This window comes from Dyella terrae (genome assembly GCF_022394535.1).
Classification (GTDB): Bacteria; Pseudomonadota; Gammaproteobacteria; order Xanthomonadales; family Rhodanobacteraceae; genus Dyella.
Genome location: NZ_CP089414.1, coordinates 2,190,878 through 2,210,188 on the forward strand (window position 1 = coordinate 2,190,878; position 19,311 = coordinate 2,210,188).

Sequence of the window (19,311 nt, forward strand, 5' to 3'; positions counted from 1 at the left end):
CCAGCGCAGCCTTGCATCGTCCAGTGTTGCGACGCCGCAAAAGCCCTTCAAGGTCTGGCATAGTGACCGGGTCATCCACCGCGCCATGGCCCATGAAGACCTCGTTCCCGAAACAAGACATCAAGGTGCTCCTGCTGGAAGGCGTCAGCCTCAGTGCCGTCGAAAGCTTCCACCGCGCAGGTTATAGCCAGATCGAATACCACGAAAAAGCCCTGCCGGAAGCGGATTTGAAGGCCCGCATCGCGGAAGCGCACATCGTCGGCATCCGTTCGCGCACTCACCTGACGGACGAGGTGCTTCAGCAGGCTAAACGGCTAATTGCCGTGGGCTGCTTCTGCATTGGCACCAATCAGGTGGACCTGGGCAGCGCACGCCGGCTCGGCGTGCCGGTATTCAACGCGCCCTACTCCAACACGCGCAGCGTGGCGGAATTGGTTATCGCTGAAACTATTATGCTGCTGCGCGGCATCCCCCAGAAGAACGCTCTGTGCCATCGCGGCGGCTGGACCAAGTCGGCGGCCGGCAGCTTCGAGGTCCGCGACAAGGTGCTGGGTATCGTTGGCTACGGCCACATCGGCACACAGGTCGGCGTACTGGCCGAAAGTCTGGGCATGCGGGTGATCTTCTACGACATCGAATCCAAGCTTTCGCTCGGCAACGCGCGGGCGGCGGATAGTCTCGAGGACCTGCTCGAGCGCGCCGATGTCGTCACCCTGCATGTGCCTGAGACGCCCTCAACGCAGCTGATGATCGGTAGCCGCGAACTGTCCCACATGCGCAAGGGTTCGCTGCTGATCAATGCCTCTCGTGGCACCGTCGTGGATATCGACGCCTTGGCCGCAGCCTTGCGCGCGGAGCATCTGGCCGGTGCGGCGGTGGACGTGTTCCCGGTGGAACCGAAGGGCAACGACGATGCCTTCGTGTCGCCACTGGTAGGCATGGACAACGTCATCCTTACCCCGCATATCGGCGGCAGCACGCTGGAGGCGCAGGACAATATCGGCATCGAAGTCGCCGCCAAACTGGTGCGCTACAGCGACAACGGCTCCACCTTGTCGGCGGTGAATTTCCCGGAGGTATCGCTGCCAGAGCACCCGCGCAGTCGCCGCCTGTTGCACATCCACCGCAACGTGCCCGGCATACTTTCGCGCATCAACGAGCTGTTCTCTGCCGGCAACATCAATATCGACGCCCAGTTCCTGCAGACGGACGGCGAGGTGGGCTACGTGGTGATTGATGTGGCCGCCGATGAGAAACAATCGGCCGAACTGAAAGACCAGCTAGCAGCCATCTCGGGCACGCTGCGTAGTCGCGTGCTCTACTGAGAGCCGAGAAACCCACACAAACAAAAACGGCGCCCCAGGGCGCCGTTCTGCTATCTGTTGCCGAATTGGGACGGCGTCTACCGAATAACGCCCGGTAACCCAGTGTAGACGGAGCGTCTAGGTGTACTAAGCCGCCAAATACCCCCAGATATACCCCCGCGAACTACGCGCGAAAGCGGTATGCAGATCGCCCCAAGTGACGAGGGACTGCTCAGACGGATCAATCCAACGCCTCGGTTAGCTGCCCTTGGCAGGCTTCCCAGCCCCTATCTCGGCCAGCTGGCGGGCCAAGATGAACACTTCATCCAGTGACCTATCTAGCTGGGCCGCGACTCGCTGCATGGACTTTAGGGAGGGATTGCGGCGCCCTCGCTCAATTCCACTGACGTAGGAGTCCGTGGCACACAAATCCATAAGCCTAGCGAAGTCTTCGAATTCGGACGCCAAATTTGACTCCCAGCGTTGGCAACTTGCGAAGGAGTCAGCATGGCGCACCTCCGGGGGTACGGCCGCTTTCGACGGGCCTCATACCCCCGAACATACCCCCGGATTTGGGGGTATGCAAGGGATACCCCGGGATACCCCAGTTAGTGCGGACAACAAAAAACCCCGGGAAGCCGGGGTTCTAAGGGGACTCTAGTGATATCCCATGTTGCCGAATTGGTCGGGACGGCGGGATTCGAACCCACGACCCTCTGCCCCCCAGGCAGATGCGCTACCAGGCTGCGCTACGCCCCGACGATACGGCAAGAGGACAAGTCTACCAGCTTGGCTGGTAGTACCGGAAGCCTCGGATGAAACTTAGCGGCGCAGCAGCGCCAGCACTTCTTCCAGTTCCATGCGCACCTGGCGCACGATCTGGTGGGAAATGCTTGATTCCATGCGCGCCTGCGGACCTTCCAGACGGGCACGGGCACCCGTAATGGTGAAGCCTTCGTCGTATAGCAGGCCACGAATCTGACGGATCATCAGTACATCGTGACGCTGATAGTAGCGACGGTTGCCGCGACGTTTGACGGGATTGAGTGCGGGAAATTCCTGTTCCCAATACCGCAGCACGTGCGGCTTGACGCCACACAGTTCGCTCACTTCACCGATCGTGAAGTAGCGCTTCGCCGGGATGGCCGGCAGCTCGGTGTTATTCCCTTGGTCCAGCATAGCCCTCGACTCGCACCTTGAGTTTCTGACCCGGTCGGAACGTCACCACACGACGAGCGGAGATAGGAATCTCCTCGCCCGTCTTGGGGTTGCGCCCCGGCCGCTGGTTTTTCTGACGCAAGTCGAAGTTGCCGAAACCCGACAGCTTCACCTGCTCACCCTTTTCCAACGCCTCGCGGACGACCTCGAAGTAGGCGTCTACGAATTCTTTTGCCTCACGCTTGTTGAGGCCTACCTCAAGAAAGAGGCGCTCGGCCATCTCCGCTTTGGTCAGCGCCATCTTATCCTCGCAACTTCGCCTTGCATGCCATCTCCAACGCTACGACTGCTTCGCGAATGTTACGGTCAGCGTCGTCGTCAGTAAGCGTGCGTGAAGCGTCCTGTAAAATCAAGCCCATAGCGAGACTCTTTCGGCCCACTTCGACTCCCTTGCCGCTGTAACGGTCGAACAGGCACAACTCTTTCAGCTGACCGCCCAAGGTCTTCCGGACTACCTGCTCAATCTGTGACCAGGTCACCTCTTCCGGCACATCAACCGCGATATCGCGGCGAACGGACGGGAACCGGGGCACAGGCTGTGCCTTGGGCAGGCGACGGGCTAGCACTGGCTCCAACGCCAGCTCCAGCACATGGACATCGGCGCCGAGGTCCAGGGCTTTAGCCAGTTGGGGGTGCAGCGCACCGAGGAAGCCCACCGTGTTGCCGTCGCGGGTTACGCGGGCACCGCGACCCGGATGCAGCCAACTCGGCAGCCCATCGGCGTGGATGGCCCAACGCTCCGGCTCGCCGCCCCAGGCGATCAGGGCGTCGAGGTCGCCCTTCAGGTCATGGAATTCGAGCGAGCGGGATGCTTCGCCCCACTGCTCCGCATGAGCCGTGCCGCAAGCAGCGATGGCCAGCATCGGCGTTTCAGTCGGTGCGTCCTTGCGGGCGGCCGCCTCCGCATCAATGCGGAAGGTGCGACCCAGTTCGAACAGGCGCACGCGTTCCTGCTGGCGGGCGCGGTTGTGCGAGAGCGCAACGATTAGGCCCGGCAGTAGCGAAGGACGCATCACGGCAAGGTCTGCCGATAGCGGATTGGCCAACGGCACCAACTGCTCGGTCATGCCCCAGCGCTGAAGCACGTCATGACCGATGAAAGCGAGGTTCACCGCTTCGTAGTAAGCACGTGCGGCCAGCTGTTCGCGCACGGCCAACTCGTTGAGGCGGCCTTCCGGCTCAACGGCCAGCGTCAGCGCGCCGGCAGGCGTGTGCGTCGGGATGTTCTCGTAACCGTGGATGCGCGCGACTTCTTCGATCAAGTCTTCTTCGCGCTCGATGTCGAAACGACGACTCGGCGCGGTGACTTTCCAGCCATCGGCCTGCAGCTCGACCTTCATGCCCAGCGCCGTGAAGATGCGCACCACCTCGGCATCGGCGACGGTCAGGCCCAGCACACGAGCCAAGCGCGCACGGCGCAGCAGGATCGGCTCAGGCGATCGCAGGTGTTCCGGCAGGGTGACGTCCACCAACGGGCCGGGCACACCACCAGCAATATCGAGGATCAATCGCGTGGCGTATTCAACGGCAATGCCCGGCAGTTCCGGATCGACGCCACGCTCGAAGCGATGCCCTGCATCCGTATGCATGCCTAGCTTGCGGCTGCGGCCGATGATGGCCGAGGGAATCCAGTGGGCTGCTTCGAGGAACACGTTGCGCGTGGTCTCAGTGACGCGCGTCTCCGAGCCGCCCATGATGCCGCCCAGTGCCACCGCGCGAGCGCCCTTGCCACCAACACTGTCGGAGACGACGAGGAAATCGTCGCTCAGCTCAACGGTGCGGCCATCGAGGAGCGCCAGCTTCTCGTTCGTGCGAGCCGGGCGGACGACGATGTCGCCTTCTAGCTTGTCCTTGTCGAACGCATGCATCGGCTGGCCAAGTTCCAGCATGACGTATTGCGTGACATCGACAAGGAAGCTGATCGGACGCAGGCCGCTGCGGCGCAGGCGTTCTGCCATCCAAACGGGTGTCGATACGCTCGCGTCGACGTTGTCGATCACGCGTCCAGCAAAACGCGGCACGCGCTCGCCCGCACCAAGCACAACCTGCATGGTCGCGTCATTCTGAGCCGGCACAGCCTGGGCATCCAGCGGAATGACTTCACCACCCAACGCGGCGGCGACATCGAAAGCGATGCCACGCACACTGAAGCAATCGGCGCGGTTGGGTGTGAGTTTGATCTCAATGCTCGCATCCGGCAGACCGAGATAGGTGGCGAGTGGCGTACCCACCGGTGCATCGGCCGGGAGCTCAAGCAGGCCGGACGCATCCGGATCGATGCCCAGCTCCTTGGCCGAGCAAAGCATGCCGAACGATTCAACGCCACGCAGCTTCGCCGCCTTGATGGCGATGCCGCCCGGCAAGGTGGCACCCACCGTCGCCAGCGGCGCCACGAGACCCGGGCGCGCATTGGGCGCGCCGCAGACGATCTGCACGGTGCCGTTGCCGGTGTCCACTTCACACACCTGCAGGCGATCCGCCTCAGGATGCTTCTGGGCGCTGACGATGCGGGCCACGACCACGCCGTCGAGCGAGTCGCCCAGCGCGGTGACGTCTTCAACCTCCAGACCGATCGCCGTTAGCGTCGCGGAAAGTTCGTCACGCGATGCCTTCGTCGGCACATGGTGACGCAGCCAGTTTTCGGAGAATTTCATGCGTATCGGTTCCTGCTGCGTTTACGCGAACTGCTTGAGGAAGCGCAGGTCGTTCTCGAAGAACGCGCGCAGATCGGAGACGCCGTAGCGAAGCATCGCAAAACGCTCCACACCCAGGCCGAACGCGAAGCCGGTGTAGCGCTCCGGGTCGATGCCGCAATTCTTCAGCACGTTAGGATGCACCATGCCGCAGCCCAGCACTTCCAGCCAACGCGTACTGCCGTCCTCCGCATCCCAACGGATATCCACTTCGGCCGAGGGCTCGGTAAAGGGGAAGTAGCTCGGACGGAAACGCATTTCGAAATCACGCTCGAAGAACGCACGGATGAATTCAGCCAACGTGCCCTTGAGGTCCGCGAAGCTGGACGTCTCGTCAACCAGCAGGCCTTCGATCTGATGGAACATCGGCGAGTGGGTCTGGTCCGAGTCGCTGCGGTAGACCTTGCCCGGCGCGATGATGCGGATAGGCGGCTGGCGGCCCTGCATAGAGCGCACCTGCACTGGCGAGGTGTGCGTACGCAGCAGGCGACCGTCGCCAAAATAGAAGGTGTCGTGCATGGCGCGCGCCGGATGGTGCGGCGGGAAGTTCAGCGCTTCGAAGTTGTGCCAGTCGTCCTCGATCTCCGGACCATCGGCACGCTGGTAACCCAGGCGCGAGAAGATGGCCGTGATGCGCTCGAGCGTGCGCGTGATCGGATGGATGCCGCCGCGTTCGCCATTGCGACCCGGCAGCGTGATGTCGATGGTTTCCGAGGCCAGGCGATGATCAAGCTCCGCCTGCTCGAGCACCTGCTTGCGCGCGGCGAGCGCGTCGGCCAGGCGATCCTTGATGCGGTTGACCTCAGCGCCGCGTGCCTTGCGCTCGTCTGGCGAGAGTGCGCCCAATGCTTTCAGCGCGGCCGTGACAATACCGCTCTTGCCCAGCAGGCTTACGCGCAGCGCATCGAGCGCCTCCAGCGTATCAGCCTTGTCGATATCGGCCAGCGCGGCTACCGCGCGGCTATCCAGGTCATCCATCGATGCGACTCTCGCTTTATTCCCTCTTCCCACTGGGGAGAGGGCTAGGGTGAGGGGCCGCTCTAGCGATATCGCTGTATCGAAGCGCGCTTCGTGCTTCGATTGAAAACCGTGGCAAGACGTGTCCCCTCACCCCGGCCCTCTCCCCGGAGGGGAGAGGGAGCAACATCGCGAGCTGCCCAAACAAAAACGGGGAGGAGGCTGGTGGCCTCCTCCCCGCTTGATCACATCATATCGTCAGTGCGCAGTGCGCAAGACGATCAAGCGGCCAGACTGGCCTTCGCCTTCTCTGCGATCGCGCCGAACGCCTTGATGTCGTGCACGGCGATGTCCGCCAGCACCTTGCGGTCGACAGTGATGCCGGCCTTGGCGAGACCGTTGATCAGACGGCTGTACGACAGGCCGAACTGGCGAGCCGCAGCGTTGATACGGACGATCCACAGAGCGCGGAACTGACGCTTGCGCTGCTTGCGGCCGATATAGGCGTACTGACCAGCCTTGATGACGGCCTGGTTAGCAACGCGGAAGACTTTGCGACGGGCGTTGTAGTAACCCTTCGCGCGGCCAATGATCTTTTTGTGACGACGACGGGCGGTAACGCCACGCTTTACACGAGCCATGGTTTATCTCCTCGCCTTACAAGTACGGCAACATGCGTGCTACACCCTTGGTGTCGCAAGCTTTGACGTGGTTGGTGGCACGGAGACCGCGCTTACGCTTGGTCGACTTCTTGGTCAGGATGTGCGACTTGAAGGCGTGACCGGCCTTGAACTTGCCCGACGCGGTTTTGCGAAAACGCTTCGCAGCCGCCCGGTTGGTCTTGATCTTGGGCATGGGAATGCTCCTTGATGGGGCTAGGCCCCGGTTTCTGACTGATGTGGCGGCGCTTTGAAGCGCTCTTTCCGTCCTGCCAGCATCGGTTCACGGCCCGTCCTGGTGGGTCGAACCGGCGATTATACGCAGGAAATCAGGGTTTTGCTAGCGCTGAGCGCGCGCTCCGGAAAGGTGACGGAGAAAGCCCAGTGCCGCGAAATATCCAAAAGAAAAGCGGCCCACCGGCCGCCTTTTCTTTAATTTACAGAAACTTACTTCTTCTTCGGCCCAATCATCATGACCATCTGACGACCTTCCAGGCGGGGGAAAGACTCCACCACACCGTTCTCGCCGACATCTTCCTGGATCTTCCTGGCCAGATTCTGGCCCAGATCCTGATGGGACATTTCACGGCCGCGGAAGCGGATGGTGACCTTGACCTTGTCGCCCTCTTCGAGGAAGCGAAGCATGTTGCGCAGCTTGATCTGGTAGTCGCCCACGTCCGTGACCGGACGGAACTTCACTTCCTTGATTTCAACCTGCTTTTGCTTCTTCTTGGCCGCCTGGGCCTTCTTCTGGGCTTCGAACTTGAACTTACCGTAATCCATGATGCGGCAGACCGGTGGGTCGCCGTTCGGCTGGATCTCGACCAGGTCCATGCCCGCCTCTTGAGCCAAGGCCAGTGCCTCGTCGCGGGTAAGGATGCCTAGCTGTTCCGAATCTGCGCCGATCACGCGAACGCGCGGGACGCGGATCTCAAGGTTACGGCGATTGCCCTTTGTGTCGGTGGTAGCGATACCACAATCCTCCAGAAGAGTTCTTAAAAGTGCCGGCCCGCGCGCTTAGCGACGGGTCTCGGCTTCCAGGCGTTCGATAAACGCGACCAACGGCATGCTGCCGAGGTCTTCGCCCGAACGCGTACGCACGGAAACGGCCCCTGATTCCTTCTCGCGATCTCCGACCACCAGCAGGTAAGGGACTTTCTGCAACGTATGTTCGCGGATTTTATAGCCGACCTTCTCATTGCGCAAATCGGCGTGAACCCGGAAACCTTTATCGACAAGGGTTTGCGCTACTTCGCGGACATAATCGGCCTGAGCGTCCGTAATACTGAACACGGCGGCCTGCAGCGGGGACAGCCAAGTGGGCAGCAGACCGGCATGATGCTCGATCAGGATACCAATGAAACGCTCCATTGACCCCACAATGGCACGATGCAGCATGACTGGGTGACGGCGCTGTGAACTCTCGTCCACGTACTCGGCGCCCAGGCGCTCGGGCATCATGAAGTCCACCTGCATGGTGCCCACCTGCCAGGCGCGGCCGATGGAGTCCTTCATGTGGTACTCGATCTTGGGGCCGTAGAAGGCGCCCTCGCCCGGCAGCTCCTCCCACTTGACGCCAGCGGCGCCCAGCGCGGCGCGCAAGGCCTCTTCGGCGCGATCCCATACCTCATCACTGCCAATACGCTTGTCCGGACGCAGCGCGATTTTCAGCGCGATGTCCTCAAAGCCGAAGTCGTCGTACACCTTCATGGCCTGCTGGTGGAAGGCCGTCACTTCGGACTCGATCTGCGCTTCCGTGCAGAACACGTGGCCATCGTCCTGCGTGAAGGCGCGCACGCGCATGATGCCGTGCAGCGCGCCCGAGGGCTCGTTGCGATGGCAGGCACCAAACTCGCCGTACCGCACCGGCAGGTCGCGGTAGCTATGTAGGGACGTGTTGAAGATCTGCACGTGGCCCGGGCAGTTCATCGGCTTCAGGGCATACGTGTGCTTCTCCGACTCGGTGAAGAACATGTTTTCCTGGTAGTTGTCCCAGTGGCCGGACTTCTTCCACAGCGACACATCCAGCACCTGCGGGCAGCGCACCTCCTGGTAGCCGCTCTGGCGGTACACGCGGCGCATGTACTGCTCCACCTGCTGCCAGATCGCCCAGCCCTTGGGATGCCAGAACACCATGCCCGGGCCTTCTTCCTGCTGATGGAAGAGGTCGAGAGCCTTGCCGATCTTGCGATGGTCGCGCTTCTCGGCTTCCTCCAGCTGGTGCAGGTAGGCCTTCAGATCCTTGTCGTTGAGCCACGCCGTGCCGTAGATGCGCGTGAGCATCGCGTTGTTGGAATCGCCGCGCCAATACGCGCCGGCCACCTTCATCAACTTGAAAGCGCGCAGCTTGCCCGTGTTGGGCACGTGCGGGCCACGGCAGAGGTCGATGAAATCGCCCTGCGAATACAGGGACAATTCCTCATTGGCAGGGATGCTCTCGATGATCTCGGCCTTGTACTCCTCGCCCAGACCGCGGAAAAAGCTCACCGCCTCATCGCGCGACTTCACGCTACGCGTCACCGGCAGCGCTTCCTTGACGATCTTTTCCATCTCCGCCTCGATCTTGACCAGATCGTCGGGCGTGAACGGGCGCTCATAGGCGAAGTCGTAGAAGAAACCGTTGTCGATCACCGGACCAATGGTGACCTGCGCGCCCGGATACAGGCGCTGCACAGCCTGCGCCAGCAGATGCGCGGTGGAGTGGCGAAGGATATCCAGCGCCTCCGGGCTCTTCTCCGTGACGATTTCGAGACTGGCGCTGTTCTCGATGGGAAAGCTGGCATCGACCAGCTTGCCGTTCACCTTACCGGCGAGAGTGGCCTTGGCCAGGCCGGCGCCAATGGAGGCAGCCACATCCTGCACCGTCACCGGATGGTCGAACGGGCGCTTGCTGCCGTCGGGTAGCGTGATTTCAATCATGTTCGCACCTAAAAAAGACGTCCCAAAGGAACGTGCTCTATTTGAAGAGTCCGGCCATGGATGGCCGGTTTGTCCTTGCCTGCCTGGATGGCAGACAAAAATAAAGAGCGCCACGCGCCCTTTGTGTGAAACAAGGCGTGGCTCGAATCAGCGTTGGAAGGTGGTAGTTGCCATGTCACACGCTCGACCGGCGCTCGAAGCGCGGGCCACCTTGTCTCCGGGTGGGTACGTACCGAACGCTAGTTTAGCCCATCGAGCGATGTCAAATCAGCCAGCGCCGACTCTGTCTCAATATCGGCAGCGATAGAATGCCCGCCCCGTCGATCCCCGAGGTTTCCGCATGCGCATTCTCGTCACCGGCACAGCCGGCTTCATCGGCTCCGCCCTTGCCGAGCGCCTGCTGGCGCGCGGCGACGAGGTCTATGGCATCGACAACCACAACGACTACTACGACCCCACGCTGAAAGAGGCCCGACTCGCTCGCATCGCCAACCACGCCAACTACACGCATCTACGGGCCGATTTGGCCGACGCCGAGGCGGTGAACCGTGCCTTTGCGGACTTCCAGCCCCAGCGCGTGGTGAACCTGGCCGCACAGGCGGGCGTGCGCTACTCGCTGAAGAACCCACAGGCTTACGTGCAAAGCAATCTCGTGGGTTTCGTGAACATCCTGGAGGCCTGCCGCCATGGCAAGGTCGAGCACCTCGTCTATGCGTCCTCCAGCTCTGTCTATGGCGCCAACCGCAAGATGCCCTTCGGCATTGAGGATGCCGTCGACCATCCCATCAGCCTGTACGCAGCCAGCAAGAAAGCCAACGAGCTGATGGCGCATACCTACAGCCACCTGTACGACCTGCCCACCACCGGCCTGCGCTTCTTCACCGTGTACGGCCCCTGGGGCCGCCCCGACATGTCGCCCATGCTGTTTGCCGACCGCATCAGTCGCGGCGAGCCTATCGATGTCTTCAACTACGGCGACCACAGCCGCGACTTCACCTACATCGACGACATCGTCGAAGGTGTGATCCGCACGCTCGATCACATCGCCCGACCAGATGCCGGCTACGACGCTCTGCGGCCGAACCCAGGCACGTCGAGCGCGCCTTATCGCGTCTACAACATCGGCAACGACCAGCCGGTGCAGCTACTCCGCTTCATCGAACTGATGGAGCAGCACCTCGGTCGCACGGTGGAAAAGCGCCTGCTACCCATGCAGCCGGGCGATGTGCCGGATACCTGGGCCGATGTCTCGGCCCTGCGCCGCGACGTGGGTTACGCACCGAGCACGACGATTGAGGAAGGCGTGGCGCGCTTCGTGACTTGGTACAGGGAATACTTCCAGCGCGGGGAGTAACCGCTGCTCACATCACGATGAGGGCCCACGCGCTGCGCCCCATAGGAAGCGCAACGAACGATCAGAACGGCTTGGCGATCACCAGGAACACGATGCCAAGCAACACCAGCACGGGCAGCTCGTTCATGATGCGCAACGTCTTTGACGACGGCAGCAAACCACCCTTCTCGCTACGCTTGAGCAAGCGCCCGGTCCAGCCGAAATAAATCAGCATCAACACCACGAGCGTCAGCTTGGCGTCGATCCAGTGCAGCGACGCCACCACGTTTGGCAACGCTTGAGGAAACACGCGCCAACCCTCCCAAAGCGCCAGCCCGAACAGAAACGCGATACCGAACATGTTGTGCCCGAATCGATACAGGCGACGCCCCATCAGGATCAAGCGTGCCTTGACCGCCGGCTCGTCGCCCACCTCGGCGATATTCACGAGAATACGCGGCAGGTAAAAGACGGTAGCCATCCATGCGATGACGAACACCACGTGGAAGCTCTTGACCCAGAGATACGTCATCACGGTTCCCTCAAGCAAACGGTAAGCGCAACGGGATGGCAGGACCGCCTCGTTGCGAGTGGCGATAGTCGGCCAAGGATCAAACCGGGACTCGCATTGCGTCAAGGAATGCACACGGTGCGCGGCAACATGTCCTGATGAGTCAACCGCCACCACCGACGCGCCCGGCCATAAACCGGGCACAAAAAAAGGAACCCTTTCGGATTCCTCTTCTTGGTTCCACGCAGTACGCGGAAACTGAATTGGTGGGCGGTACAAGGATCGAACTTGTGACCCCTACCATGTCAAGGTAGTGCTCTACCGCTGAGCTAACCGCCCGGTTCTCGCCGGCATGCCGTGCGAGCCGCGCAGTATACGTGCTCCATGGGCCGGGGACAACCACCCCAGCAAAGCCCGGCTCAACCGGCCCGTTCGCGGAGCTTGTGGATCCGATCGCGCAGGCGGGCCGCCTCTTCGAACTCCAGATTCTCGGCGTGCTTGTACATCTGCGCCTCCAGCTTCTTGATCATGGCCGAGGCCTGGTCTGCGCTCAGGGCAGCGTAATCGGCGCCATTCTCCGCGACGGCCATAGCCCCCTGGCGCTCGCCACGTCGACCGCGACCACGCGTCGGCGATTCGCTGCGGGCACCTTCCATGATGTCGGCAATACGTCGCACCACCGACTGAGGTGTGATGCCGTTGGCCTCGTTGTACTCCTGCTGCTTTTCTCGGCGCCGCGCCGTCTCGTCCATCGCCGCCTTCATGGAGCGGGTGATGTTGTCGGCGTAAAGGATGGCCTTGCCGCGCACGTTGCGCGCGGCACGACCGATGGTCTGGATCAGCGAGCCAGTGGAGCGCAGGAAGCCTTCTTTGTCGGCGTCGAGGATCGCCACCAGCGAGACCTCGGGCATATCCAAGCCCTCGCGCAGCAGGTTGATGCCAACCAGCACGTCGAACTCGCCCAGGCGCAGGTCGCGAATGATCTCCACGCGCTCCACGGTCTCGATGTCCGAATGCAGGTAGCGCACCTTCACACCATGATCGCTAAGGTACTCCGTGAGGTTCTCGGCCATACGCTTGGTCAGCGTTGTGACGAGGACGCGATCCCCCATCGCCACGCGCTTGTGCACTTCGCCCAGCAAGTCGTCGACCTGTGTGCGCACGGGGCGTACTTCCACTTCCGGATCGATCAGGCCGGTGGGGCGCACCACCAACTCCACGATCTGGTCGCCTGATTTGTGCAATTCATAATCGCGCGGCGTGGCCGAAACATAGATCGAACGCGGCGCACGTGCCTCCCATTCCTCGAAGCGCAGCGGCCGGTTATCCATCGCTGAAGGCAGGCGGAAACCAAATTCCACCAACGTCTCTTTGCGCGAGCGGTCGCCCTTGTACATAGCGCCCAGCTGCGGAATGGTGACGTGCGATTCGTCTATCACCAGCAGTGCATCTGCCGGCAGATAGTCGAACAGCGTCGGCGGCGGCTCGCCGGCGCCACGTCGTGTGAGGTGGCGCGAGTAGTTCTCGATGCCTTGGCAGTAGCCGACCTCGGTCATCATCTCGAGGTCGAAGCGCGTGCGCTGATCCAAACGCTGTGCCTCGACAAGCTTGTTGTCCTTGTAGAGCTGCTCCAACCGATCTTTCAGCTCGACCTTGATGGTCTCGATGGCGTTCAACACGCTCTCACGCGTGCTGGCGTAGTGCGTACGCGGATAGACCGTGTAGCGTGGGACTTTGCGAATCGTGTCTCCCGTCAACGGATCGAACAGCGACATGTTTTCCACTTCGCCGTCGAACAGTTCGATGCGCAGCGCCTCGGTTTCCGATTCGGCGGGAAACACATCGATGATCTCACCGCGCACGCGGTACGTGCCACGACGCAGATCCATCTCGTTGCGTGTGTACTGCAACTCAGTGAGCTGGTGAATCAGCGCGCGCTGATCGATGCGTTCGCCCTTGGCGAGGATCAGGCGCAGCGAGAGGTAATCCTCCGGATCGCCCAGGCCGTAGATGGCCGACACCGTGGCAACGATGATCGAGTCCTTGCGCGACAACAGCGCCTTGGTGGCGGCCAGGCGCATCTGCTCGATGTGGTCGTTGATCGAGGCGTCCTTCTCGATGAAGGTATCGGACGCCACCACGTACGCTTCGGGCTGGTAGTAGTCGTAATAACTGACGAAGTATTCCACCGCGTTATGCGGAAAGAATTCCTTGAACTCGCCGTAAAGCTGCGCCGCCAGCGTTTTGTTGGGCGCAATCACGATGGTCGGCCGTTGCACCTGCTCGATGACGTTGGCGATGGTGTAGGTCTTGCCCGAGCCGGTGACGCCCAGCAGTGTCTGCGCCGCCAGACCGGACTCGAAGCCCTCGCTGAGCACGCGGATGGCCTCGGGCTGATCACCGGAGGGCTTGTAGGGGGAGACGAGTTCGAAGCGGTCTGTCATGGCGTTCTACATGCGGTCGCGTCTTGGCATTTTAAATCAGCCTGCTGACAGGACCTGTCAGCAGGCTATGACATCGACCCAAGGCCTGGGATGACTGAACATCCCTGACGCCCTGGCTAGGCTCATGGTCTCCAGCGACTGGGCAGTTCATGTGCGAATTCAAAGGGAAAGGGCCCATCGGCAGCCAGGGGCCGGATTTACCCTGATCGAGAGCATCGTGGTACTGGCCATCATCGCCGTGCTCCTGTGTATCGCCATCCCCTCCTTCAGCCGGATGCTGGCCCGCCATCGCGTCGTCACGGCCCAACTGGAGCTGATCGCGTCGCTTCAACACGCGCGCAGCCTGGCGATCACCAGCGGGCGCCGCATCCTGTTCTGCCCCTTGGCCAGCGACGCGACATGCGCCAATGACACACACTGGGAACACGGCTGGGCGATCGGGCGCTATCTCAGCACCAATGCAGACCAGCTGGACGGGCCGCCATCGTGGGTGCACAACGGCTATCGCCAGCTGATCATCACGAGCACAGGCGGACGCAAGCGCGTCCGCTTCCAGCCCGATGGCACCACGGGCGGCAGCAATGTCAGTTTCACCCTTTGCGGGCAGGGGCATACAGAGGACGCCCTGACGATCACGGTTTCCATCGTGGGACGGGTCGCCAGTGCCAAGGCCAGCGACGATCAAGCCTATCGATGCGCCACGGACAGCTAGAGACACCCCTTCGCCGCCTCGCGATATCCGCGCAAGGCCAGTATCTGAAGGCGCTCATAGAGCACGACGTCCGCCCCCATGGCCTTGCTGCGAATGATCAACTGCTCCTCGATATTCGCCGTCGCATTACCCGCCACCACCTGCAGTTCCACAGGCGACTCCACGATGTGGGCCGTCGGCGAGATGGCCACCCAACGCGAGTGAACGCAAGCCGCGTAAACCGAATCCAGCTTCGTGGTACTGCCCTGAAAGACGGGTTTGTTATGGGTGAGATCGCCCGTACTCGCACAGCCCGCGAGCCATAGCACCCCGATGACGATGGACCACCCGCGTTTCATGCCGCACCTCGCCATGATCCAGCGCACCCGCAACGGCAATGGATAGCACTAGCTCCCGCCGTACGAGTCCCGAGTGCTCGACATCTTCGGCATCCGCTGGTGTAACGGATGTCTCAGGCAACGGTGGGCGCTGCGACGGGTGATATAGGCCCGATGGCGCATTCGTCGCCATGAGGCCACCACAAAACTTTCACGGGGTCTTTAGCGCACGTCGACGCCACCGGGACCGGCATCACCACGGAAGACGGCGCCGGCGTGAAGACGCTGCGCCATATCTACGCAACGCGCTCCAACGCGTTGCGCGCGGCGCGCAGTGTGTTTCAGCGGATTCAGCGCGGCGCGGCCACGCTCGATTACACCCTGGCGCACGGGCGCCCGGATGTGTACCCGGGGCAAACCCTGGCGGTGCGCGGCTTTAAGGCCAAGATCGACGGCGAGGCGTGGACGGTGCAGCGGGCGGAACACAAGATGTCCCACGGTGGGTTGACCACACAGCTAGAGATGGAGAGCAACCCCAACGACTTGGCGGGGGCGCCGGCGTGTGATGACGAAGACGCGACGGCGGAGGCCGAATAGTCGTGCACCGTCACGGCCGGCGGCGGTAGCGACAGGGCTTGGCGGCGACGACTGACACGCGCCGTCACCGCGGGCTGATGGCGTGGTGACCTGGCACGCCGCACAGTGGCTTTCACTGTGCGCTGCGGACCTAGTTTATGTCTTTCTGGGATGGCCGGTGGGTCGATAAGTCGGATATCTATTACGAAGATCTGGTGAAGATCGAGAGCCCTTTCTTTGCAGGCAAACCGCCGCACGGGGGCATGTACCTGTTGAAGGATCGCCCGCTTAGCCCGGTGGCGTGCTGGGAGAACATGGAGGGCGAGGAAGGCCCATGGGCGGCACGCAAGATGGTGTTTTGCGGCACGGACGCGGATCTGCGGCGCGACATCGAATGGCTGATGCGCACCGCCAGGCGACGCCCTTCACGGGGCGGCTTTGCCGGGGGTTACGGTGACCGCGCCGAAGCGAGTGCGTACACCCCGCGGCCCTTCCCCACCACGCGGACCTGGCTGGGCGCGTCTGATCCCGCGGCGGTTACGGCTGTCGCGGCGGCGCCTGGCGTATCGACCGGTCTGGGCGACGCGGTGGATGCGCTGGCCGCCAAGAGCCCGACCATGCAACGACAACTGACGGAACTGCAAGCCAACCGCTGGCATGTGGGCTGGCAAGTACCGGGCAAAGCCAGTGTCACCGATCGTGAGGAGCACGCGTTGCTTATTGGTGACGCCTACCGGCAGCGCCCGGAATGGGCAGTGAGCCAATTGAGTCACGAGTTGGGACATGCGATGCATGTGCCGGCGTATGACTTCAGCTCCAAGGCTGCGTTTCTGCGTACGGAACAACTGGACGAAGGGTATGCCACGCTCAATAACATCACGGTGCAACGCGAGATTGCGGCGAACGGTGGACCGATGATCCCGCTGTCGGTGAGCCGGGAGAACGTGGGTACGTATAACCGCGTCTATGATGAAACCGCTGCATCGAGTGACACGCATGCGGCTGCGGCGGCCATCGGTGCGGTGTACGGCGACGGCGAGCGATCGATTAACCCCGCGACCGGTGCCGTGGATACGTACAACCAGATATTTGGTGGTTTCTACGATGCCAATTACGGTCAAGGCCATTAACAGCATGCGCAAAGTCCTCTTTGTTTTTGCGCTTGTTTCACCCTGCCTGGGGCTTGCTCACATGCCTGACGATCTGAAAATCAACAAGACGCTAGTGGAACTGATCGACGGGTTGCCGAAGCCATTGCCGGCCTCGGCCGTCCAGATTGAAGACGCCCTGGGTGTGCCGCTGCGCGTAACGTCGGAACAACGCGACACGGCCTGGTATGCGTCGCGCCCGTTTGTGACGGCGGACGGCTACCGTGTGACGACGGTGAATCTGCGCGCGGTATCCACTAGCTACCAACGCGAGCACCCTGACGTTGGCATGCTGCTGGCGTTGGACTTTGACGCGTCGCCCTGCATCCCGGTGGCGATGCTGCGTGAGCGCTTCGGCATGGATCGACCGGGTGGCCTGGTGCCGGATGATCCGGCGCTTTCGTATCGATACGCGGATGTCCCGTGGGGCAGGTTCAGTCTGCGGATTCGCACCATGCTAGGTGGGGCCACATGCGTGGATGGCGTGGTGTTGAATAACAGTCGCCCGCCCCCGTAGCAGCGCTGGCCCGCCCTGCGGCCGTTACACGGGCGCCGCCCTGGATGCGTCACAGGCGGTGAGAGCGACGCGGCCTAAGCTGCGCGCATGGGCAACCGATACGCCTTATCCAGCGGCTTCGCATTGCGCGCAGCCATCGCCGTTAGCTCGACCATTTCTCATCTCCAAAGCAGCCGCGCCATGTTCCAAAGGGGGTACACACCCCGGATCGGACCCTGGCGCCCAGAACGTACCCCCAAAAATACCCCAGGCGGTGACGCGCTTTGACACTACAAAATGCAACGAGATGAGACGATGAAAACAAAAAACCCCAGCAATGCTGGGGTTTTGGCGTCCTACGCGAGGCAATTTGCGACGACGTGAGACTTGTATATGGCGCCCGAAGTTGGACTCGAACCAACGACCCCCTGATTAACAGTCAAGTGCTCTAACCGGCTGAGCTATTCGGGCGGGGTGAGCTAGATAGTTTGAATATCCAGCTCCGGGCTGTCAAGCCGTTTTAACTATTTCAGACAGGGCTCAAGCCGCCTTGCCCGTCAGTACGCGGTAACAGGGCACATAGGCCGTGCCGCCCGGCAGCTTCATACGGTCCTGGGCCACGAAGGCCTTCAGCAGCTCATCCAGCGAGGCCATGATGTCTGCATCGCCGTCGATGGCGAACGGACCGAACTTCTCGATCGCGCGCAAGCCATCTTCCTTCACGTTACCGGCCACGATGCCGGAGAACGCGCGGCGCAGGTCAGCCGCCAGCTCATGGCGCGGACGGTCACGGTGGATCGCCAGCTCACGCATAGCTTCATGCGTGGGACGGAACGGCAGCTGGAAGGCGTACGGGATGCTTAGCGCCCAGTTGAAGAAGAAGGCGTCCTTGGTATCCAGACGATAGTTGCGCACCTTGTCGATACCGCGAACCATGGCGCGGGCCACGGCAGCCGGGTCGTCGACGATGATCTGGTAGTGCTGGGTGACGCTTTCGCCAAGGGTCAGACGAAGGAAGCGGTCGATCTGCTCGAAATACGCTGCCGACTGCTTGGGGCCCGTGAAGATCAGCGGGAACGGCACACCGGCATTGTCCGGATTCAGCAGGATGCCCAGCAGGTAGAGGATCTCCTCCGCCGTACCCACGCCGCCGGGGAACACGATGATGCCGTGCCCCATGCGCACGAAGGCTTCGAGGCGCTTCTCGATATCCGGCATGATCACCAGGTGATTCACGATCGGGTTCGGCGACTCGGCCGCGATAATGCCCGGCTCAGTGATGCCGATGTAACGATTGTTGCGGCGACGCTGCTTTGCGTGGGCGATGGTGGCGCCCTTCATCGGGCCCTTCATGGCGCCAGGGCCGCAACCCGTGCAGATGTCCATGCCGCGCAGGCCGAGCTGATAGCCCACCTGCTTGGTGTATTCGTACTCGTCGCGTGAGATCGAGTGGCCGCCCCAGCACACCACCAGGTTCGGGTCGATCTGCGGCTTGAGGATGCGGGCGTTGCGCAGGATCTCGAACACGGCATGGGTCAGGCCCACGCTGTCGTCCAGATCGAAATTGCCCTGCTCCATCTGCGTCGACACGTAAACGATGTCGCGCACCACGGCCACCAACAACTCGTTGATGCCGCGGATGATCTGGCCATCGACGAAGGCCTGGGCCGGCGCATGCGTCAGCTCGATCTTGATGCCGCGATCCTGCTGCAGCACCTGGATGTCGAAATCGGGGAACTGCTCCAGGATGGAGCGCGGATCGTCACTCATGTTGCCCGAGGTGAGCACTGCCAGCGCGCAGCGGCGCAGCAAGGCGTGCAGGCCCGAACCGCTGGCGTCGCGCAAGCGCGCCACTTCATTGCGGGACAGGATATCCAGGCCACCGGCGGGCGAAATGCGCGCGCTCACGGTGCCAGGGCGACCGGCCTTGCCGGCTTGCATGTCATTCATTCAACCGTTCTCCTCGCCGCGCCCTCGCGGCTCGCTCGTCCGTGCAAAACGCGGCGGACCGCGTAGCTTCCCGC

The 19,311-nt window shown here is 62.0% G+C and carries 19 protein-coding genes and 3 tRNA genes; 6 read left to right on the forward strand and 16 right to left on the reverse strand.

Annotated elements, in window-relative coordinates; genetic code table 11:
• Positions 1–92 precede the first annotated feature (92 nt).
• Positions 93–1,325 carry a phosphoglycerate dehydrogenase gene (gene serA / locus DYST_RS09395; RefSeq protein ID WP_239951513.1) on the forward strand — a complete coding sequence of 411 codons (1,233 nt, stop codon included), beginning with the start codon at positions 93–95 and terminating at the stop codon, positions 1,323–1,325.
• Positions 1,326–1,562: 237 nt separating this feature from the next.
• Here serA and DYST_RS24315 read toward each other — a convergent pair whose 3' ends face one another.
• The 10 genes from DYST_RS24315 to thrS all read right to left on the reverse strand — a co-directional run bounded on the left by DYST_RS24315 (position 1,563) and on the right by thrS (position 9,750).
• Positions 1,563–1,739, reverse strand: a complete 177-nt coding sequence (locus DYST_RS24315; protein WP_428993986.1) for a helix-turn-helix domain-containing protein — start codon at positions 1,737–1,739, stop codon at positions 1,563–1,565.
• 247 nt (positions 1,740–1,986) lie between these two features.
• Positions 1,987–2,063: transfer RNA gene (locus tag DYST_RS09400), tRNA-Pro, on the reverse strand.
• Positions 2,064–2,126: 63 nt separating this feature from the next.
• Positions 2,127–2,483 (reverse strand): MerR family transcriptional regulator, encoded by a 357-nt coding sequence (locus tag DYST_RS09405; RefSeq protein WP_019467383.1) that lies wholly within the window; start codon positions 2,481–2,483, stop codon positions 2,127–2,129.
• Complete coding sequence (gene ihfA / locus DYST_RS09410; RefSeq protein WP_019467382.1) at positions 2,464–2,763, reverse strand: integration host factor subunit alpha; 300 nt, start codon at positions 2,761–2,763, stop codon at positions 2,464–2,466. Before ihfA ends, DYST_RS09405 begins: the two co-directional genes overlap by 20 nt.
• Position 2,764: 1 nt before the next feature.
• Complete coding sequence (pheT, locus tag DYST_RS09415; protein ID WP_239951514.1) at positions 2,765–5,176, reverse strand: phenylalanine--tRNA ligase subunit beta; 2,412 nt, start codon at positions 5,174–5,176, stop codon at positions 2,765–2,767.
• Positions 5,177–5,197: 21 nt separating this feature from the next.
• The gene (gene pheS, locus DYST_RS09420) at positions 5,198–6,193 is read right to left on the reverse strand and encodes a phenylalanine--tRNA ligase subunit alpha (protein ID WP_239951516.1); all 996 of its coding nucleotides are present in this window, start codon (positions 6,191–6,193) and stop codon (positions 5,198–5,200) included.
• Positions 6,194–6,453: 260 nt separating this feature from the next.
• The gene (rplT, locus tag DYST_RS09425; protein ID WP_017463630.1) at positions 6,454–6,813 is read right to left on the reverse strand and encodes a 50S ribosomal protein L20; all 360 of its coding nucleotides are present in this window, start codon (positions 6,811–6,813) and stop codon (positions 6,454–6,456) included.
• A 16-nt stretch (positions 6,814–6,829) separates the two neighbouring features.
• Positions 6,830–7,027, reverse strand: coding sequence for a 50S ribosomal protein L35 (rpmI, locus tag DYST_RS09430; protein ID WP_038615747.1), 198 nt, complete (start codon positions 7,025–7,027; stop codon positions 6,830–6,832).
• 251 nt (positions 7,028–7,278) lie between these two features.
• The gene (infC, locus tag DYST_RS09435; protein ID WP_255409191.1) at positions 7,279–7,803 is read right to left on the reverse strand and encodes a translation initiation factor IF-3; all 525 of its coding nucleotides are present in this window, start codon (positions 7,801–7,803) and stop codon (positions 7,279–7,281) included.
• Between the two features lie 45 nt (positions 7,804–7,848).
• Positions 7,849–9,750 carry a threonine--tRNA ligase gene (thrS, locus tag DYST_RS09440; protein ID WP_102301296.1) on the reverse strand — a complete coding sequence of 634 codons (1,902 nt, stop codon included), beginning with the start codon at positions 9,748–9,750 and terminating at the stop codon, positions 7,849–7,851.
• A 340-nt stretch (positions 9,751–10,090) separates the two neighbouring features.
• Here thrS and DYST_RS09445 point away from each other — a divergent pair, with 340 nt between their 5' ends.
• On the forward strand, positions 10,091–11,104 hold the full coding sequence (locus DYST_RS09445) for an NAD-dependent epimerase (protein ID WP_239951518.1): 1,014 nt from the start codon (positions 10,091–10,093) through the stop codon (positions 11,102–11,104).
• A 61-nt stretch (positions 11,105–11,165) separates the two neighbouring features.
• Here DYST_RS09445 and DYST_RS09450 read toward each other — a convergent pair whose 3' ends face one another.
• The 3 genes from DYST_RS09450 to uvrB form a co-directional block, all read right to left on the reverse strand.
• Positions 11,166–11,618 (reverse strand): CopD family protein, encoded by a 453-nt coding sequence (locus tag DYST_RS09450; protein WP_239951520.1) that lies wholly within the window; start codon positions 11,616–11,618, stop codon positions 11,166–11,168.
• Positions 11,619–11,858: 240 nt separating this feature from the next.
• Positions 11,859–11,933: transfer RNA gene (locus DYST_RS09455), tRNA-Val, on the reverse strand.
• An 80-nt stretch (positions 11,934–12,013) separates the two neighbouring features.
• Positions 12,014–14,038: an excinuclease ABC subunit UvrB gene (gene uvrB / locus DYST_RS09460; protein ID WP_239951522.1), complete on the reverse strand. Its 2,025-nt coding sequence runs from the start codon at positions 14,036–14,038 to the stop codon at positions 12,014–12,016.
• A gap of 124 nt (positions 14,039–14,162) precedes the next feature.
• Between uvrB and DYST_RS09465 the strand changes: the two genes are divergently transcribed.
• Complete coding sequence (locus DYST_RS09465; protein ID WP_102301292.1) at positions 14,163–14,750, forward strand: GspH/FimT family pseudopilin; 588 nt, start codon at positions 14,163–14,165, stop codon at positions 14,748–14,750.
• Here the strand turns inward: DYST_RS09465 and DYST_RS09470 are convergent.
• Entirely contained in the window at positions 14,747–15,088 is a 342-nt protein-coding gene (locus tag DYST_RS09470) for a hypothetical protein (protein ID WP_239951524.1), read from the reverse strand. The genes DYST_RS09465 and DYST_RS09470 overlap by 4 nt on opposite strands.
• Before the next feature lie 255 nt (positions 15,089–15,343).
• Between DYST_RS09470 and DYST_RS09475 the strand changes: the two genes are divergently transcribed.
• The 3 genes from DYST_RS09475 to DYST_RS09485 all read left to right on the forward strand — a co-directional run bounded on the left by DYST_RS09475 (position 15,344) and on the right by DYST_RS09485 (position 17,308).
• Positions 15,344–15,664, forward strand: coding sequence for a hypothetical protein (locus tag DYST_RS09475; RefSeq protein WP_239951526.1), 321 nt, complete (start codon positions 15,344–15,346; stop codon positions 15,662–15,664).
• Between the two features lie 137 nt (positions 15,665–15,801).
• On the forward strand, positions 15,802–16,773 hold the full coding sequence (locus tag DYST_RS09480; RefSeq protein ID WP_239951527.1) for a hypothetical protein: 972 nt from the start codon (positions 15,802–15,804) through the stop codon (positions 16,771–16,773).
• A gap of 61 nt (positions 16,774–16,834) precedes the next feature.
• Entirely contained in the window at positions 16,835–17,308 is a 474-nt protein-coding gene (locus DYST_RS09485) for a hypothetical protein (RefSeq protein WP_239951529.1), read from the forward strand.
• Positions 17,309–17,681: 373 nt separating this feature from the next.
• On the opposite strand, the gene DYST_RS09490 is transcribed toward DYST_RS09485, so the two are convergent.
• A tRNA-Asn gene (locus DYST_RS09490) sits at positions 17,682–17,758 on the reverse strand.
• Between the two features lie 69 nt (positions 17,759–17,827).
• Positions 17,828–19,237, reverse strand: coding sequence for a nucleotide 5'-monophosphate nucleosidase PpnN (ppnN, locus tag DYST_RS09495; RefSeq protein ID WP_102301290.1), 1,410 nt, complete (start codon positions 19,235–19,237; stop codon positions 17,828–17,830).
• Positions 19,238–19,311 lie beyond the last annotated feature (74 nt).

Excerpts from the sequence above, each read along its gene's own strand:
- serA (WP_239951513.1), top strand. The coding sequence starts at position 93 with ATGAAGACCTCGTTCCCGAAACAAGACATCAAGGTGCTCCTGCTGGAA.
- DYST_RS24315 (WP_428993986.1), bottom strand. The coding sequence starts at position 1,739 with ATGGATTTGTGTGCCACGGACTCCTACGTCAGTGGAATTGAGCGAGGG.
- DYST_RS09405 (WP_019467383.1), bottom strand. The coding sequence starts at position 2,483 with ATGCTGGACCAAGGGAATAACACCGAGCTGCCGGCCATCCCGGCGAAG.
- ihfA (WP_019467382.1), bottom strand. The coding sequence starts at position 2,763 with ATGGCGCTGACCAAAGCGGAGATGGCCGAGCGCCTCTTTCTTGAGGTA.
- pheT (WP_239951514.1), bottom strand. The coding sequence starts at position 5,176 with ATGAAATTCTCCGAAAACTGGCTGCGTCACCATGTGCCGACGAAGGCA.
- pheS (WP_239951516.1), bottom strand. The coding sequence starts at position 6,193 with ATGGATGACCTGGATAGCCGCGCGGTAGCCGCGCTGGCCGATATCGAC.
- rplT (WP_017463630.1), bottom strand. The coding sequence starts at position 6,813 with ATGGCTCGTGTAAAGCGTGGCGTTACCGCCCGTCGTCGTCACAAAAAG.
- rpmI (WP_038615747.1), bottom strand. The coding sequence starts at position 7,027 with ATGCCCAAGATCAAGACCAACCGGGCGGCTGCGAAGCGTTTTCGCAAA.
- thrS (WP_102301296.1), bottom strand. The coding sequence starts at position 9,750 with ATGATTGAAATCACGCTACCCGACGGCAGCAAGCGCCCGTTCGACCAT.
- DYST_RS09445 (WP_239951518.1), top strand. The coding sequence starts at position 10,091 with ATGCGCATTCTCGTCACCGGCACAGCCGGCTTCATCGGCTCCGCCCTT.
- uvrB (WP_239951522.1), bottom strand. The coding sequence starts at position 14,038 with ATGACAGACCGCTTCGAACTCGTCTCCCCCTACAAGCCCTCCGGTGAT.
- DYST_RS09465 (WP_102301292.1), top strand. The coding sequence starts at position 14,163 with ATGGTCTCCAGCGACTGGGCAGTTCATGTGCGAATTCAAAGGGAAAGG.
- DYST_RS09470 (WP_239951524.1), bottom strand. The coding sequence starts at position 15,088 with ATGAAACGCGGGTGGTCCATCGTCATCGGGGTGCTATGGCTCGCGGGC.
- DYST_RS09480 (WP_239951527.1), top strand. The coding sequence starts at position 15,802 with ATGTCTTTCTGGGATGGCCGGTGGGTCGATAAGTCGGATATCTATTAC.
- DYST_RS09485 (WP_239951529.1), top strand. The coding sequence starts at position 16,835 with ATGCCTGACGATCTGAAAATCAACAAGACGCTAGTGGAACTGATCGAC.
- ppnN (WP_102301290.1), bottom strand. The coding sequence starts at position 19,237 with ATGAATGACATGCAAGCCGGCAAGGCCGGTCGCCCTGGCACCGTGAGC.